General features: G+C 68.3%; 18 protein-coding genes. 3 read left to right on the top strand and 15 right to left on the bottom strand.

The window, feature by feature from the left end; all coding sequences use genetic code 11:
* Nucleotides 1–52 precede the first annotated feature (52 nt).
* The 3 genes from AC6I65_RS04980 to AC6I65_RS04970 form a co-directional block, all read right to left on the bottom strand.
* Entirely contained in the window at nt 53–955 is a 903-nt protein-coding gene (locus AC6I65_RS04980) for a DNA replication complex subunit Gins51 (protein WP_497902950.1), read from the bottom strand.
* Nucleotides 952–2,127 (bottom strand): DNA primase small subunit PriS, encoded by a 1,176-nt coding sequence (gene priS, locus AC6I65_RS04975; RefSeq protein WP_497902949.1) that lies wholly within the window; start codon nt 2,125–2,127, stop codon nt 952–954. The genes AC6I65_RS04980 and priS overlap by 4 nt, the downstream gene beginning before the upstream one ends.
* A gap of 87 nt (nt 2,128–2,214) precedes the next feature.
* Nucleotides 2,215–2,694 (bottom strand): GNAT family N-acetyltransferase, encoded by a 480-nt coding sequence (locus tag AC6I65_RS04970; RefSeq protein WP_312912230.1) that lies wholly within the window; start codon nt 2,692–2,694, stop codon nt 2,215–2,217.
* Between the two features lie 160 nt (nt 2,695–2,854).
* On the opposite strand from AC6I65_RS04970, the gene AC6I65_RS04965 reads away from it, so the two are divergent.
* From AC6I65_RS04965 to AC6I65_RS04955, 3 genes are all read left to right on the top strand, one after another.
* A complete protein-coding gene (locus tag AC6I65_RS04965; protein ID WP_497902948.1) occupies nt 2,855–3,421 on the top strand; it encodes an archease in 567 nt (188 codons plus the stop codon).
* A gap of 104 nt (nt 3,422–3,525) precedes the next feature.
* Nucleotides 3,526–4,617: a DoxX family protein gene (locus AC6I65_RS04960; protein ID WP_497902947.1), complete on the top strand. Its 1,092-nt coding sequence runs from the start codon at nt 3,526–3,528 to the stop codon at nt 4,615–4,617.
* A 69-nt stretch (nt 4,618–4,686) separates the two neighbouring features.
* Nucleotides 4,687–6,150: an RtcB family protein gene (locus AC6I65_RS04955; RefSeq protein WP_497902946.1), complete on the top strand. Its 1,464-nt coding sequence runs from the start codon at nt 4,687–4,689 to the stop codon at nt 6,148–6,150.
* Between the two features lie 30 nt (nt 6,151–6,180).
* Here the strand turns inward: AC6I65_RS04955 and AC6I65_RS04950 are convergent, their stop codons facing one another.
* From AC6I65_RS04950 to cbiB, 12 genes are all read right to left on the bottom strand, one after another.
* Nucleotides 6,181–6,423, bottom strand: a complete 243-nt coding sequence (locus tag AC6I65_RS04950) for a hypothetical protein (RefSeq protein ID WP_497902945.1) — start codon at nt 6,421–6,423, stop codon at nt 6,181–6,183.
* 108 nt (nt 6,424–6,531) lie between these two features.
* The gene (locus AC6I65_RS04945; RefSeq protein WP_497902944.1) at nt 6,532–7,296 is read right to left on the bottom strand and encodes an isopentenyl phosphate kinase; all 765 of its coding nucleotides are present in this window, start codon (nt 7,294–7,296) and stop codon (nt 6,532–6,534) included.
* A complete protein-coding gene (mvk, locus tag AC6I65_RS04940) occupies nt 7,293–8,279 on the bottom strand; it encodes a mevalonate kinase (protein ID WP_497902943.1) in 987 nt (328 codons plus the stop codon). The genes AC6I65_RS04945 and mvk overlap by 4 nt, the downstream gene beginning before the upstream one ends.
* 180 nt (nt 8,280–8,459) lie before the next feature.
* Complete coding sequence (locus AC6I65_RS04935; RefSeq protein WP_497903162.1) at nt 8,460–8,966, bottom strand: YkgJ family cysteine cluster protein; 507 nt, start codon at nt 8,964–8,966, stop codon at nt 8,460–8,462.
* Nucleotides 8,967–9,246: 280 nt separating this feature from the next.
* Nucleotides 9,247–9,417 (bottom strand): hypothetical protein, encoded by a 171-nt coding sequence (locus AC6I65_RS04930; protein WP_253433598.1) that lies wholly within the window; start codon nt 9,415–9,417, stop codon nt 9,247–9,249.
* A gap of 141 nt (nt 9,418–9,558) precedes the next feature.
* Complete coding sequence (locus AC6I65_RS04925; protein WP_497902942.1) at nt 9,559–9,987, bottom strand: DUF8009 family protein; 429 nt, start codon at nt 9,985–9,987, stop codon at nt 9,559–9,561.
* Between the two features lie 76 nt (nt 9,988–10,063).
* Nucleotides 10,064–10,930 carry an adenosylcobinamide amidohydrolase gene (locus AC6I65_RS04920; protein WP_497902941.1) on the bottom strand — a complete coding sequence of 289 codons (867 nt, stop codon included), beginning with the start codon at nt 10,928–10,930 and terminating at the stop codon, nt 10,064–10,066.
* Nucleotides 10,923–12,035, bottom strand: a complete 1,113-nt coding sequence (locus tag AC6I65_RS04915) for an aminotransferase class I/II-fold pyridoxal phosphate-dependent enzyme (protein ID WP_497902940.1) — start codon at nt 12,033–12,035, stop codon at nt 10,923–10,925. The genes AC6I65_RS04920 and AC6I65_RS04915 overlap by 8 nt, the downstream gene beginning before the upstream one ends.
* On the bottom strand, nt 12,025–13,068 hold the full coding sequence (gene cobT, locus AC6I65_RS04910; RefSeq protein ID WP_497902939.1) for a nicotinate mononucleotide-dependent phosphoribosyltransferase CobT: 1,044 nt from the start codon (nt 13,066–13,068) through the stop codon (nt 12,025–12,027). The genes AC6I65_RS04915 and cobT overlap by 11 nt, the downstream gene beginning before the upstream one ends.
* Nucleotides 13,065–13,769 (bottom strand): NTP transferase domain-containing protein, encoded by a 705-nt coding sequence (locus tag AC6I65_RS04905; RefSeq protein ID WP_497902938.1) that lies wholly within the window; start codon nt 13,767–13,769, stop codon nt 13,065–13,067. The genes cobT and AC6I65_RS04905 overlap by 4 nt, the downstream gene beginning before the upstream one ends.
* Entirely contained in the window at nt 13,769–14,581 is an 813-nt protein-coding gene (locus AC6I65_RS04900; RefSeq protein ID WP_497902937.1) for an adenosylcobinamide-GDP ribazoletransferase, read from the bottom strand. Before AC6I65_RS04900 ends, AC6I65_RS04905 begins: the two co-directional genes overlap by 1 nt.
* On the bottom strand, nt 14,578–15,564 hold the full coding sequence (gene cbiB, locus AC6I65_RS04895; protein ID WP_497902936.1) for an adenosylcobinamide-phosphate synthase CbiB: 987 nt from the start codon (nt 15,562–15,564) through the stop codon (nt 14,578–14,580). The genes AC6I65_RS04900 and cbiB overlap by 4 nt, the downstream gene beginning before the upstream one ends.
* Between the last annotated feature and the right edge of the window lie 30 nt (nt 15,565–15,594).

The raw sequence follows: 15,594 nt of genomic DNA, 5'->3' as shown, positions 1-15,594 counted from the left end.
CGGGTTGTAGTGTTGTCGGTCCTCGGGGCATCACTCGAGAGTTACTCGGGAGTCACTCCAGCGGTTCGGCCGCCTCGCGCTCGACCAGCGGCGTCGCGTTCTGCTCGGGCAGCGTGACGACGTCGTCGGTCGCGAGGGTGTACTCGCGGTCGTCGATCCCGAGAATCGAGCCAACGTCGCGGGTGATGCGGACGGTGACGCGGTCGACGTCGGGTGCCACATCGCTCGGGTTCTCGCCGCCCGTCGTCTCGGTGCCGGGTTCGGCGTCGCCAGCGTCCTCGCGGTCCGCGGGCGGTTTGTCCGGCGGCGGTGGCGGGACATCGTCGCCAGCGTCTCCCACTCCAGTCGCGGTCCCTGCCTCGGCGGCATCGGCGGAGCCCGCGTCGTCGCTCGAGGGCAGGTCTCCGCCCATGGCGTCGGCGACGCTGACCGACCCCTCCGACGACGGGTTGGCAGTCGACTCGTCGCCCGCGGAACCGGCGACATCGGCCAGCGCGTCGCCGGGGTCGGCTGACGGATCGGGCACGGCCGACTCGCTCGAGGCGGTCGCCTCCGCGACCGCGTCCTCGTTCCCGTCGAGCACGTCGAGCACGCGCTGTTTGTTGCCCTGGATGCGGTCGACGAGGTCGGTGAACAAGTCCGACTCCTCCGCAGTCAGTCCCTCGTCGTCGGCGGGCATCCCGGCCGCGGCGAGGCTCGCCTGCTTGACGAGTTTGCCCATCCGACGCTCGTAGATGGCCTCGACGACGTCCTTCGCCGTCTCGATTTCGTCCGTCAGACGTCCAACCTCGGGCGAAGAGAAGGGATCGTCGGCGGCCTCGGCGACGCGTTCGCGTTCGGTCTCGAGGTTCGCGATGTACTCGCCGACTTCTTTGTAAAATGACGGACGCAGGTGCTGGAGGCTGTCCTTCTGACGCTCCTTGCTCTGCACCGTGCGTAACTCGTCGAGATTCATTCTTTCTCCTTTTCGGCGCGGCCACGCGCCATGAGAAACATGGCGACGTACTCCGGTAGTGACTGGTCACCCTCCTGGACTGTAAAGATATCGCCCCCCAGTTCGACCTCGCCGCCGCGGGTCACGTCGACGGCGATCTCGTGGCCCCGGAACGTCTCGGGGACGGCGTCGACCAGCGGGTCGAACTCGGCCAGGTCGTCCCTGTCGATTCGTCGCGTCTCGAGCGCGCTGCCGCCATGGAGGCTCCCCGGCAGTCGAATCAGGCGATTCGTGTCCGTCGTGACCGGTTCGTCGATCGGCGCGTTGTCGGCCTCGACGGCGTGCCCGGCGAAGCGCTCGGCGAGCTGAGAGACTGCCGTGTGGACAGTCACGTTACCTGCCTCGAGTTCCGCGCGGTTGTTCCGGGCGGCGTTGAGCGTCGCTTGCGCCTTCCCCTCGCCGATGCCGTCGAACGACTGCAGCTTCTCGAGGGCGGCGTCTTCCTCGAGGTCGAGCAGGTCGTCGACGTAGTCCATGAACCGCCGGTGGGTGCGCCGGCCCCAGCCGCCGTCGATCGAGAGGTGGCGACGCTGGGTAGGCGTCTTTCGGCCCAGTCCGGCGACGGTCTCGGTCTCGATCAGCGCGTCGTACTCGAGGCCGATCCCGCGGACGTAGTCGACGATCTCCCGGCGGTGGTCGCTCTCTAATTGTTGAACGCACTCGTCGCGGACGTGGACGTGATAGCCCCGCCCGCCCGAGAAGACGACCTCGAGGTCCTCGAAGGCGAAGTCGTCCTCGAGGAAGTCGAGCAGACGAAACAGGGCGACCTTGCACTTCTCGAGCATCTCCGCGTAGGAGTCCTCCCCGAGGGTCACGCTTGGCAGGTGGTCGGCGTCCAGGTCGAAGACCAGATCCGAGGAGCGCCAGTCTTTGGCGCTCATCGAGTTTGCGCCGGGGTCGCGGTAGCGGCCGACCGAGAAGTAGACGTGCTGGGGGCGCTCACGCTCGAGGAAGTCCTCGATCGAGCCGAGCTCGAGGAGTGAGCGGTGACGAACCATCCTGGTCTTGGGGCCTTCCGTCCAGGGAATGTAGCCCCACTCGCGTTCGTTCGCCTCCGGGGGAAGGGTGATCTCCGTCCGTCGGTAGTGGTCCCGAAATCGCCCCCGAAGATAGGCCCGCGTGCGCTCCTCCATTCGTCCCCGGTAGTCGGCGGCACTGGCATATAGGCGTTTCCGAATGGCCGTCGCTCGAGACGGTCAGGTCCGCATGCAGAACGAGAATCAGCGACGGATCAATTCCGAAATTCGATCCGACAGCCCGGCGCTCGAGCCGAGTTTGAGGTAGTAGGCGTCGCCGCCGTCTTCGTAGTAGTTGTCGATGCGGCGCTTGATCTCGAAGCCGAGGTGTTCGTAGAACTGGAGGGCGTTCTCGTTGGTCGTGCGGGCGTGGCAGGTGATCGAGCGGTGGTCCTCGGCGACCTGGGCGACGAGGCGTTTGCCGATGCCCTCACCCCGACAGTCGGGCGAGACGGCCAGAAAGAGGATGTAGCCGTCGCGTCGAACTGCGGCGAACCCGACGAGTTCCGTCCCGTTTCGGACGTAGCAGTGGACCGTCGAGCGCCGGTAGGCGTCGACGAAGAAGTTGCGTCGCTGCTTGAGCACCCCCTCGGCCTGGCTGATCGTCTCCTTGAGTTCCCAGGCCGAGTCGACGAACTCGTCGCTACCGGGTTCGACGACGCGACTGTCGATGTTGACGCTCACTAACCCATCGTACCACCGTCGCCAATATAATTCCACCGGCGGCCGGATCGGCGTTCCTCGCGGAAACGGAGTGAACGACGTCGTTGGCGGTCGCGAAACGATACCGCTCGAGCTTCGCGGAACCGATGCACATAGCACACTGGCGACGGAACGACTCCCCATGAGCTACGAGCTTCGCGCGCACACCGCGGACGTCGCCGTCGCCGCGAGCGGCGACACCCTCGAGGCGACCGTCGCCACCGTGGCCGACGGACTGGCGGCAGCCTCGTGCGACGAGATTCCCGGCGCCGACGCGGACAGGGAGTCGGGTGGCGATGTGGAGGGCGACTCGAGTGGCGAGGTGGAGAGCGACGCAGATAGCGACGATCGCTTCACACTCGAGGTGCACGCCGAGAGCCGCGAGGCCCTCCTCTTCGAGTACCTGGACGAACTCATCTACCTGCGAGACGTCCGCCTCGAGTTACCGGTCGACAACCGCGTTCGGACGCTCGAGCGGATCGGGGGGGATGTGGGGGACGAGAGTGAGGGCACGGGCGACGAGGGTGCACTCGAGGAAACAGCCAACGGAGACAGGTACGCCGACGACCGTTGGCGACTCGCGGCCGACGCTCGCGGGATTCCGCTGTCGACGATCGACGCCAGGGAGGTCAAAGCCGTCACCTACTCGGAGATGCGCCTCGAGGCCGTCGACGGCGGCTGGGAGGCATACGTCGTCTTCGACGTCTGAGTGAGGTAGGGCGACTACAGGGAGTTACTCGTAGCCGGACCCCCGGCCCCGTCTCGCCCGCTGCAACTCGAGTCCTTTTGTCGATCGACCGGATAGACACGACCATGCTCGACGGTCGACGACTTCGCAACCGAATAGCCGCCTCGTGGATCGCCGGAGTGGGTCTGGTCTGGCTCTCGACGTCCGTGACCGCCCACGAGGAGTACGTCGTCGACGAAGAGCGAGAGGCGTCGGCCCTCGAGTTCCTCGCGGACGGACTCGGCGATCCCGCCGTCCTCGGTCCGCTGCTCGCTGGTCTCATCGGCGTCGGTCTCGTCCTGGTGCTCTACCTGCGGGTTCGTCCCGTTCCGAACGACGTCGCCGCCTTCCGAACGGCCATGCGAGAGTACACCGAGTTCGTCCCCTGGTTGCTCCGGATCTCGTTCGGCATCCCGCTGATCGGGGCGGGGTTCTCGGGGTACTTCATCAGCCCCGCAGTGACGGTCGATGTCCGTCTGCTCCAGGTAGCCCTCGGCTTTCTGCTCCTGTTCGGTCTCGCGACGCGCCTCGTCGCCCTCGTGACCCTGGCGGCCTACCTCGTTGGACTGCTCGTCTGGCCGACGCTCCTGTTGCAACTCGAGTTCGTCGGCGGCCTGCTGGCCATCGCTCTCGTCGGAAGCGGACGGCCGAGCGCCGATCACGTCCTCCAGCGCGTCGCCGGCGGCCCGGGAACCGAGTACGGCCGAATCGACCGGATTCACGACGTGGCCCAGACGTTTCAGTCGCGAATCGACCCCTACGAAGTGTACGCCCCGACGATCGCCCGCGTCGGCCTCGGGTTGACGTTCATCACCCTCGGCGTCGGCCAGAAACTCCTGCGCCCCGGTATCGCCCTGGCCGTCGTCGACCGGTACGATCTGACGAGCGTCGTCCCCGTTCCGGCCGAACTGTGGGTGTTCGGGGCCGGGTTCACCGAGGCAGCCCTCGGCCTCGCGCTCGTCGTCGGCCTGTTCACGCGCGCCAGCGCCGCCGTCGCCATCGCCATGTTTTCGCTGACGCTATTCGCCCTGCCCGACGATCCCGTGCTGGCACACGTCTCGCTGTTCGGGATGGCCTCGGTGTTGCTCATCACCGGCGCGGGTCCCTACGCCGTCGACAACCGCCTCGAGTCCGTCGAAAGCAGACTCGAGGACACGGTCTCGACTGCAGCCAATTGACCGAGCGTCGGCGGGACTCGGCGGACGCGGTCACAAAGGTCTTTCAGCGACGGCGCCCCACTCTCGAGTATGACCACCACGTTCGACGCCGACGGCATCGTGCTCGAGCAGGTTCGCGAGCACGTCTGGGAGCTCCCACAGGAAGACGGCATGCGCGTCCCCGCCCGGGTACTCGCCAGCGAGTCGCTCCTCGAGGAGATTAGCGAGGACAAGACGCTCGAGCAGTTGCGCAACGCGACACACCTGCCGGGGATCACGAACTACGCGATCTGTATGCCCGATGGCCACCAGGGGTACGGGTTCCCGGTCGGCGGGGTGGGCGCGATGGACGCCGAGAACGGCTGTATCTCGCCCGGAGCGGTCGGCTACGACATCAACTGCGGTGTCCGGATGATGAAAACGAATCTGACCTACGATGACGTCGCCGGGCGCGAGCGCGAACTCGTCGACGCCCTGTTCGAGGCCGTCCCCTCCGGCCTCGGCGGCGGTGGCGTCGTCGAGACCGGCGTCGACACCGTCGAGCAGATCCTCGAGCGCGGCGTCGACTGGGCGCTCGAGGCCGGCTACGCGGTCGAGGACGATCTCCTTCACTGCGAGGACGAGGGCGTCCGAGCGGGCGCCGACGCGTCGATGGTGAGCCAGAAGGCGAAGGATCGGGGGAAGAACCAGGTCGGCTCCCTGGGGTCTGGGAATCACTTCCTCGAGGTTCAGCGGGTGACCGACGTGTACGACGATGGCGTGGCGGAGGCGTTCGGCCTCGAGCGCGACCAGATCGTCGTGCTCATCCACTGTGGCTCCCGCGGGCTGGGCCACCAGACCTGCAACGACTACCTGCGGAAGATCGAGCGCCAGCACGGCGGCCTCCTCAATCAACTCCCCGACAAGGAACTCGCCGCCGCCCCCGCCGGCTCCCAGCTGGCCGAGGAGTACTACGCGGCGATGAACGCCGCGATCAACTACGCCTGGGTCAACCGCCAGTTGATCATGCACCGGACCCGCGAGGTGTTCGCGGACGTGTTCGACCGCCCCTGGGAGTCGATGGAGATGGACCTCCTCTACGACGTGGCTCACAACATCGCGAAGAAGGAGGTCCACGAGGTCGACGGCGAAGACCGGGAGCTGTACGTCCACCGCAAAGGTGCGACGCGGGCGTTCCCGGCGGGTCACCCCGACGTGCCCGGGGCCTACCGCGACGTGGGTCAGCCGGTGATCATCCCCGGGAGTATGGGCGCCGGGAGCTACGTCCTCAGGGGTGGCGAAAACTCCCTCGACCTCACGTTCGGCTCGACGGCCCACGGCGCCGGCCGACTGATGAGCCGCACTCAGGCCAAAAATGAGTACTGGGGCGAGGACGTCCGCGAGGACCTCAAGTCGGGACAGGGGATCTACGTGAAGGCCCAGTCAGGGGCGACGGTGGCCGAAGAGGCCCCGGGGGTCTACAAGGACGTCGACGAGGTCGTGCGCGTCTCGGACGAACTCGGGATCGGCGACAAGGTCGTTCGGACGTTCCCGGTGTGTAACATCAAGGGGTGATCGTTATCCGAACCGGCGATCTCGGGTTCGTTAGTTGATTCGGAACGGGCTGTCGTCCTCGCCGCCCTCGTTGCTCCCGTCATTGTCACCATCTCCACCAACGTCACCGTCGTCGTACGGCTTTCTTGCCGTGATCGTCACCTCTGCTTCAGGAGCGTCCTCGTCCACCCACGGACTGTCGTAACTCGAGAGTTCGAGCCCGGTGACCTCCCAGCCGGCGTCTTCGATCAGGTCGACGAGTTCGCGCTGGTCGTCGAGCATGTCTCGGTCCATAGGCGCCGTACCACATCGAGGACGGTAGCCGTTGGGTTTCGTGTGCCGGGGTCGGCTCTAGAGAATCGCTGAACGTGAATGGCGTCCAGCCCGCGGTATTGTCGTCGATTACCCAATCGTCGTCCCCGCCCCGTCCCCGCGGAAGAACGCCGGCAGCGACTCGAGGCCGAAGATCGAGGCACGGCTCTCGAGGGCGAGCAGTGCCTGCACCTTCGCTGCCATGCCGCCGGTGACATCCGTCGACTCGCTGGCCCCGAGGACGGCCTCGACGTCGGCGTAGTCCTCGATGCGCTCGATCACGTCCCCCGCGTCGTCGAGCACGCCGGGAACCGTCGAGCACAGTCCCACGCGCTCGGCCTCGAGGGCCGTAGCGAGTTCGACGACCAACTCGTCGCCGCTGACGATGGTGACGCCCTCACCCCGGTGGCTCACGACGTCGCCGTGCAGGACGGGGACGAACCCCTCCGCGAGCATCGTCTCGACCGGCGCCGTGGGGAGGTTGAGTCGGCCCTCCGCGCCCCGTGATGCGACCGAAAAGGGGTGAACCGGAACCGCGGGGACGTCACGCTCGAGCAATCGCTTGAGGACGAATCCGTCGAGCGTCTTCATCGCGCCGTGGATCGCGTGGACGGCGCTCACGTCGTGCGTACCGTCAGTGGTGCTCACGCCGTGCTCGCTGGCGTGGACGTGGCCGAAGCTCCCGCCGCCGTGGACGATCACGAGGTCGTCGACGTCGCCCGACCCGAGCGCCATCGCGACGGCATCGGCGGCCGTCTCGAGGGAATCGGCGTCGAGCGTCTCGTCGCGGTCCTTGTCCGTGACGACGCTGCCGCCGAGTTTGACGACGGTCGTTTCGGTACCAGAGCTGGTCATGCGAGTCGCTTCACCCCCTCTTCGGCCAGTTCGGCCCGGAACGCGTCCTCACAGCCGGGCGTAAATCGCAGGGCCGTCTCCGTCTCCGGCGTCGGGTCGAGCGCGACAATACAGCCGCCCCCGCCTGCGCCGGTGAGCTTCGCCCCGTAGGCGCCCGCGTCGCGAGCGGCCCACACCATCGTCTCGAGGTCCCGCGCGGAGACGCCGAGCGCCGAGAGCAGGCCGTGGTTGAAGTTCATCAGTCGACCTACTTCCTCGAGGTCGCCCGCCTGGAGAGCCGTCTCGCCCCGTCGAACGACGTCGCCGATGGCCGCGACCGTGTCGGCAGCGAAGTCGTACTCCTCCCGGAGAGCGCGGACGCCGGCGACCAGTTCGCCCGTCTCGCCGGCGCCGCCGTCGAAGCCGATGACGAAGGGCAACTCCGGCGCCTCGATCGATCGGCAGTCGTCGCCCTCGACGCGGACGGCGCCGCCCGTCGCCGAGCAGAAGGTGTCGGCGCGGGAGGCCTGCCCCTCCTGGACCGCGTGCTCGGTCCGGTAGGCTCGCTCGGCCAGTTCGTCGGTCTCGAGGGTGAGCCCAAGTTCCCGCGTCGCGGCGTCGATCGCGGCGACGACGACTGCGGCGGAGGAACCCAGTCCCGCCCCGAGCGGAATGTCGCTCTCGATGGTGACGTCGAAGCCGACGTCGTCTTCACCGGTGACGTCGTGAACCTGCTCGATGGCGCCGTCGACGTAGCCCATCGCGGCGCTGATGAGCGGTTCGGGGACGTTCACGTCGTGCTGACCGTCGTGCTGGCCGCCGTACTCGACGGTGAAGCCGTCGATGCTAAGGTCGTCCGCCTGTACCCGGAGTCGGTCGTCCGATCGCTGTTCGACGGTTACCCGTGCCCGTCGCTCGATGGCACAGGGAACCGCCGGCTCGCCGTAGACGACCGCGTGCTCCCCAAACAGATAGACCTTCCCGGGAGCGCTCGAGACTGTCATGTGGGGGCGTTCGGACGACGACGGTTAATAGCTATCTTTCTGCGAGGAGAGAATCCTGCCGTTTACGGCGGGGAGGATGTCACCTTCTCGCCGTCGCGGTTCGCCACCGAAGGCCATAACTATACAATTTATAGTATTATCGAGATATGCTACGATCAGCTGCTACCGCCTCGAGACCCCTCAGAGCACCCGATCGCTGTCCGGGTTCTCGAGGTCCCACAGCAGTTCGGGCAGAAACGCCTCGAGGTTGTCGACGACCCGGCGCTCGCTCACGCCGAGGCCCTCACAATGGTCGTGCGCCGAGTCCCGAATATCGACGTGGAGGCCGTCGTCCTCGAGCCAGACACCCAGCGGGAAGACCGAACACCGCGTGGGCTTCCAGTCTTGCTCGAGGTGGAGCGAACACAGGCCGTCCTCCCGGAGGAAGGCACAGGCCTGGCCGTCCTCGGCGACGTGGTCCTCGCGGTCTTTGGCCTCCCGGGTGACGAACGGCTCGCCGCGAAACTGGGTCGTCGTCTCCGAGAGGTTCGCCCGCTGGGCCAACTCGAGGAGGTCACGGTCGTAGAGCAAGACGCCGTGGTGGCAACACCAGGTGCAGTCCTCGACGCACTCGAACGTGAGGTCGGGATCGAACTCGACGATCACCTCCCGATCGGGGTACACCTCGACCGGAAACGGCGGTTCCACGTCGGGTGCGAGGTCGCTCGAGTCGAGTTCGGTGTGCGTTTCGGGTGCGGACGGTCGGTCCAGGCCGAGGTGGAGTTCGGTCTCAGCGCGTTCGTGTTCGCGGACGGGATCGCTGTCGCCGGCGCTGTCTCCGGCGCCAGGGCTGGCATTACCGTCGCCATCCCGCGTCTCGCGATCACTCCTGGCGTCGCTGGTCACGCTCGACTCGAGGAGGCGCTGACGGAAGTGCCTTCCCACTCGAAAATCCGCACCTAGTCCGCCCCCGCGAACCGGTCTCGGCTCACTGCCCGACGACGAGGTAGGTCCGCGCCCCGCGGTGCTCGAGCGAGACGGCGTCGGTGTCGACGCTCGTGCGGACGAACTCCTCGACACCGGCGGCGTCGAGATCGGTGACGTCGATTCGCCGCGTGCGTTGCTGTCTCGAGTCGTCGTGGGTCGAAGCGGTGTGCATACGTTGGCATTCGACCCAACCCACGTGAAGTCGATCCGTCCGCAGTGAAAGTGAAAGTGGTTGATGGGTACGGGCTCGAGAGCGGCCGAATGGCCCGAAAACGACGCCTTTCTCTGCCGAACGTACTCATCGACGGCCAATTCAACCGAGCGTCCTCACCGACACCCGGTGTGACCCGTCGACGGTCTCGAAGGCCACCGACTCGACGATCGACTCCCGTGCTCGCTCGGCCCACGCCTCGAGCGCGTCGGCGCGTTGCTCTCGGACCGTTCCGGCACTCTCCTCGCCGTCGACGCGCTGTTCGACGTCCTCGAGCGTGGGATACGCCGCGACGGTTTCGGCGTCGAGCAGGGCCGCAGCCTCGAGGTGAACGGCACCGGTTTCCGGCGAATCGTCGATCCGGTAGACGTGGAGGCGGGCGCGCATGCGGCCGTGGAACGGCGGCGTCGCCCGGAGGATTGCCCGCCCGGAGTTCTCGCGGGTGTAGACGAACGCGTTCACCACGTCCTCGGCGGCAACGGCCAGCGACCGGATGATCGTCGGGTCCCGATCTCGATCGTCGCTCGGCATAGACGACAGGAGGAAGCGGATGGCCATATAGACCAGCGACACGCTCGAGGCGAACGCAGGGTTCAGGCCTCAGGCCTCAGGGACGAAAGACCGTCGCCCGCGCGTCCGTCGAGACGCCGTACTCGGCCGCCGACACGCTCGCCGGAATCGTCGGATCGGTTCCCTCGTACCGGGACGCCAGCGACGCCGTGATCGCCTCCCGAACGCACGCTCGCGCGGCCGCTCCGACGGCCGTCGCGCTGCCCGAGAACGCCCGACTGGACCCCGACGGGTCGTGCGCGACGACGATCGCGTCCGTCGTCGTCCCAGGAAAGCCCGTTCGCGCGAGAAGCGTCGCCGCCTTCGCCTCCGCCGCCACCGCGAGGAGGTTTTCGAGAGCCCCCGCCTCGAGCGCGTGGGTTGTCCCGACGATCAGGTTGACCGTGCCGGCGTAGCGCTCGTTTCCTCGCTCGTCCCCATCGTCCCTATCGTCCCCCGTGTTCGACCCCTCAGTCCGCTCGAGGGAATCGGGCTCGAGGCGTCCGTCGGGCAACGATCCGCCGGCCGGATCCATCGGCAACGCGGCCGGGTTCGAGATTCCGGCCGTAGCGTAGGCCGTGACCGACCTGCAGTGGGCGCCGCGCGCGTGCTCCAGGTCGACCCCGGTGAGCAGGGCGGGGTGGTCGCGTCGGGCGTCCGCAAAGCCCGCCCGCTCGAGGCGCTCCTGGACGTAGCGCTTGAGGTCGTCACAGTGCCAGCCCTCGGGAACCGAGACGTTGAACGCCCGGTCGGTTCGCGATCGGCCGCCGTTCCAGCCCGAGGAGAGCCACTCGACCCCGGGCCGGTGGACACAGAGGACGCCGTCGGTTCGCTCGGTTCTGTACCCGGCGTCAGCATCGGTGTCGGTGTCGACGTTGGCGTCGGCATCGGCGTCGGTATCGTCTTCAGCGTCGGTATCAACCATCCACCAACACCTCGAGAAGCTGATCGTTCGTGTCGCGGTCCTTGACCGCCACGCGGACGTGGGATTCGAGTCCGCGGAAGGATCGGGCGTCCCGGAGGATGATTCCGGCCTCGCGGGTTCGCTCGAGGAGGTCGTCGACGGGATCGGTCGGCCCGCCGTTGCGGTCGGCAGAACCGGCCCCCATACCGTCGCCATCGACGGAACCGACCGCATCCCCGCCGCCGTCACCGTCGACCTCGAGCAACAGGAACGGCGCGCTCGAGGGGGCCACCACGTAGCGGCTGTCCGCCAGCAGCGCCTCGCGCAGCCGTTCTCGCTCTTCGGCGACTCGCTCTCGCGTGTCGCGCACGAACGCCGTCTGCTCCATGCAGTACGCGCCGACGGCGGCCGCGGGCGAGCCGAGGTTCCAAGTGCGACGGGCCGCCTCGAGGCGCTCGCCGAGCGGGCCGAACGCGACGGCGAACCCCGCTCGGAGCCCCGGCAGCCCGAAGAGTTTGGTGAGCGAGCGGGCGACGACGACGCACTCGTCCCCCCGTCGAGCCATCGACGCCTGTTCGGTGAACCCCAGAAACGCCTCGTCGACGAGCAGGGTCGTCCCGGCCGCTCGGCACCGATCGGCTAGCCCCTCGAGGCGCGAGCGATCGGGGAGGTCGCCCGTGGGGTTGTTCGGCGTGCAGACGACGACCAGGTCGACGTCCCGCAGCGACTCGGCCTCGAGGTCACACACCGTCTCGTGGGGCACGAACCGCGGCCTCGCCCCCTGGAGACGAATCTCCCGGGCGTACTCGCCGAAACTCGGGTGTGGAACGACGGCCAGATCGCCTGGCTCGAGGGTCACCTCGAGAGCGAGGCGAATCGCGGCGAGGCCGCCCGGCGTCGGTACGACGGCGGACGGGTCACAGCCGACGTAGGTTCCTGCCGCGTCCCGGAAGGCCGGATACTCGTCGTCCGGATACCGCCGGGCCGTCTCGAGCGCGTCGGCGTAGACCGACTCGACGCCGTCCGGCGTCCGTGGATTCGTGTTCGCCGAGAAGTCGAGCAGCGAGCGGTCGGGTTCCCCGCCGTGTGGAACGCGCCCCTCGCCGTCGATGGCGTCAGGATGCATCGCCGTCACCCCTCACATTCGGTGACCGCGGGTCCTCCGCCGTCGTTTCACCGTTGACGCCCAATCGCTCGCAAACGGCTTCGATCCGCCGGCGAACAGCCGCCATCTCTCCGGGCGGAACGAGCGAGAGCGCCCCGCCCATGGCGACGCCCTCTTTCGCCTCCCCGGCGCAGTACCGGGCCATCGAGACGTGCTCGCTTCGCTCGAACGCAGGGTCGGTGACGACTACCTCGAGGTCGAACCGGTCGCCGGCCGCCTCGAGGTCGACGCTCGGATCGTCGGCCACGAACGAGGTGGTCGCGAGTCGGAGCGGCCCGTTGACGCCGGCGTGGCGGAGAACGGCCGCGACGGCGACCAGTTGCGTCCCCCCGGCCAGGGTCACGTCGACGCCGGCCTCAAGTGCCCCGGCCACAACGCCGGCGACGGCGGCCTGGACGGGGTCGCCCACCGCCCGGATCGCCGCCAGCGGATCGCCCGCGCAGTCGCCGGGCGCGAGGTCGCTCACCGCCAGTCCCGTCTCGACGACCGCTCGTTTGCGCTCAAGCGGATTCCGGGGGAGCGACGACGAGACGCCGATGGGCGCTCCGAGGGCGGTCGCGACCCCCAGGGCGGTCGTCGTCCCGCCCGGAATCGTCTCGCCGATCAGCACGCGGTCGTCGGGGAGCGTCGCGCCGAACTGGCGAGCCCGGTCGTAGATCCCCGCAGCGTCCGGTACAGCGACGGCCTCGCGAACGTCGGCGCCTGGATCGGCCGCGAGGTCGACCGTCGGGGCGGCCGTCGATTCGGACAGGCCGGCCTCGAGCACCGTCGCGTCGAAGCCGACGACCTCCCGAACGGCGCGGGTGATCGCCGCCGGGGTCGGGCACCCGGTCGGGCTCACCGGGGTGACGGGCGCGGCCGTCGGCCGACCGTAGACGAGGATCTCGGCGTCGGCCGACGGCGTGTAGCTCATCACTTCGGCCGACGCCCCGGCGGCGCTGAGCCCGTCGATGAGTCCCGTTTCGGTCAACCCGGCGGCGAGGAGGAGCCTCATCGGAACGCCTCCCCGTCGCCGTCTCCATCGCAGCAGTACGTCTTCGCCGCGCGGACATCGGTTCGTCTGTTCACGTTACAGGCCAGTCTGTGGTCGTAGCTGCGTGCGATCATCGTTTCATTGGAGGTGCCGACGACGTTGACACCAGTCGGCGCGAGGTGGCGGTCGGACTCGAGCGTCGCGTCGACGCTGAACCCGAGCCGTCGTTTCAGCGCGGTCGGGACGCAGACGGTCATCGACGGCGCCGGTGTCTCCCCGCCGTCACCGGCTTCCCGTCTTCTCGCCCGAACGCGGCGCCGGTACCGCTCGAGAACGCCGTCCACCGTCGCCTCCTCGAGCAATGGGAGATCCGCGGCCACTGTCAGCACCGGCGTCGAAATCGGGATCGAGTCCGACTCGAGGATCGACCCGAGGTCGGCGACGTACCCGTCGCCAGCGGTCTCGATGATCCGTTCTGGCGTGGCGGGCGTGGTGGGGTCAACGGACTTGCCAACTCCGTCGGCCTCGAGCGAACACGTACAATCGCGTTCCGCCAGGTGATCGCGGGTGTCGGGCGCGTTCGGCGAAACCGCGACGGTAATCCGGTCGACCGCGCTCGCCTCGAGCGCCGCGAGCACCCGATCGATCATCGCGACGACGCCGATCTCGTACAGCGGCTTTTCGGTTCGGCTCTCGAGTCGAGTTCCCTGTCCGCCGGCCATCACCAGAGCGTCCACGCGATCACCCCCAGGTGGACGCCGAGCAGTCGTCCGATCTCGTTGGCCGCTCCGAAGACGTCGCCAGAGACGCCGCCGAGCCGTCGTTGGGCCCACCACCACGGAAGGGCGGTTCCCGCGAGCGCGCCGGCGAGAGCCGCGGCCGCTGCCGGATGGGGCCATGTCAGCGCGACCGCCGGAATCGCCAGCGCCGCGGGTCCGAAGAACGCAGACGGGCCCACGGCGTCCGTCAACTGCGAGCCGAATCCCTCGTGAGCGGCCGTCCCGAAGCAGGCCATCACGGCCATTCCAGTCTTGGCGCCGACCTCAGCGGCGACGGCGACGCCCACAGCGACCGCGACGGGTGCACCGGCGAGCGCGAGGGCGCCCAGCGCGAGTCCCGCCACGATCAGCGAGACGGAGAGCAGCGCGCCGACGCCGGTCGTCGTGTCCGTCATGACAGCCCGCCGGCGATGGGCGTCGCCGTGGACGACGAGCGCATCGCCGAGGTCGGCGACGCCGTCGAGGTGATGGATCCCGGTCAGCGCGAAGACGGCGAGCAGGTATCCGAAGGCAATCGACGCGGCCGGAAGCCGGTTCAAAGCGAGGAAGAGGAGGGCCGCGAGTGCTCCGACGATCCATCCTACTATCGTGAAGGTCCACGGACTCGAGCGAAACGCCTTCCAGTCCCGGTCGGTGCTCGCGTCGGCAGTCGCCCCGCCCGTGTTTCGCGACCTCGAGCCGAACGGAAGGCGCGTCAGGAAGGCGAGAGCCCCACGGAGTGCACGAACGGCCGTTCGAATCCGTCCGCCGATCACGGCATCACCCCCTGAACGCGTGTCGTGACGGCGTCGACGATCGGCGCGATCAGCGACTCGAGCGTCGGCGCGGACGCCACACAGACCGCCGCTACCGCCACGAGCGCGGCGGCAGCCAGGCCGACGACCGACACCGCACGCCGGCCGTCCTCCAGGCTCGGGAGCGATTCCTCGGGGTTCAGCACGTACGCGCCGCGTTTTTCGAGGCGAACACCGAGCACGCAGGCAAGCGTCGCCATCGGCCAGCCGGAATTCGGCGAGGACGGGACTCGCGCCCAGCGACGGGCTCGAAGGAGCGCCCGGGGCCGTCTCGCGACCAGTGCGAGACAGCACGCGGTGACTCGAGCGGGGACGGCCATCACGAGGTCGTCCAGGCGAGCGCTGGCAGTGCCGATCGGTTTCGACGGATAGCCGAGCATCGAGTCCAGGGTGTTGACGCCCTTGACCCAGGCAGCGGCGGCCGCGGCGGCGGGGAGCGAGACTGGGCCCAGGAGCGCGAAGGGAAGGAGCGTCGCGGCGAACCCGTCGGCGAGGTTCTCGGCCGCGCTCTCGACCGCCGCCGAGCGGATCTCCGCGTCCGTGAGCGAGTCCACGTCGCGTCCAACGAGGCCGCGAACGCGCTCACGGGCGGTCTCGAGGTCGTCCCCGGTCGCTGCGACGACTTCCTGTGCGAGGTCGAGGAGCGCCCGCACACTCGTGGTCAGAAAGAGGACAAGCGTCGCGGCGACCGCGCCGAAGAAGGGGTCGATCCCTCCCATCGCGACGACGAGATACCCCGCAATCACCGCCGGAATCAGGGGAACGAACAGGGCGACGAGGAATCCGATTCGACGCTGTGTTCGATCGTTCGTGGACCAGGGGCGGTCGAGTCGATCGATCAGTCGACCCAGCCACGCCACGGGGTGACAACGCGTTGGCGGTTCCCCGATCAGCAGGTCGAGGCTGAGCGCCAGGCCGATCGCGGCGAGCGTTTGTACCGTCATTTCACGTGGTCACTCGAGTCGTCGTTCGAA

It is taken from the genome of Natronosalvus sp. KLKA75, assembly GCF_059736265.1.
This window is presented reverse-complemented; position numbering and strand designations above follow the sequence as displayed.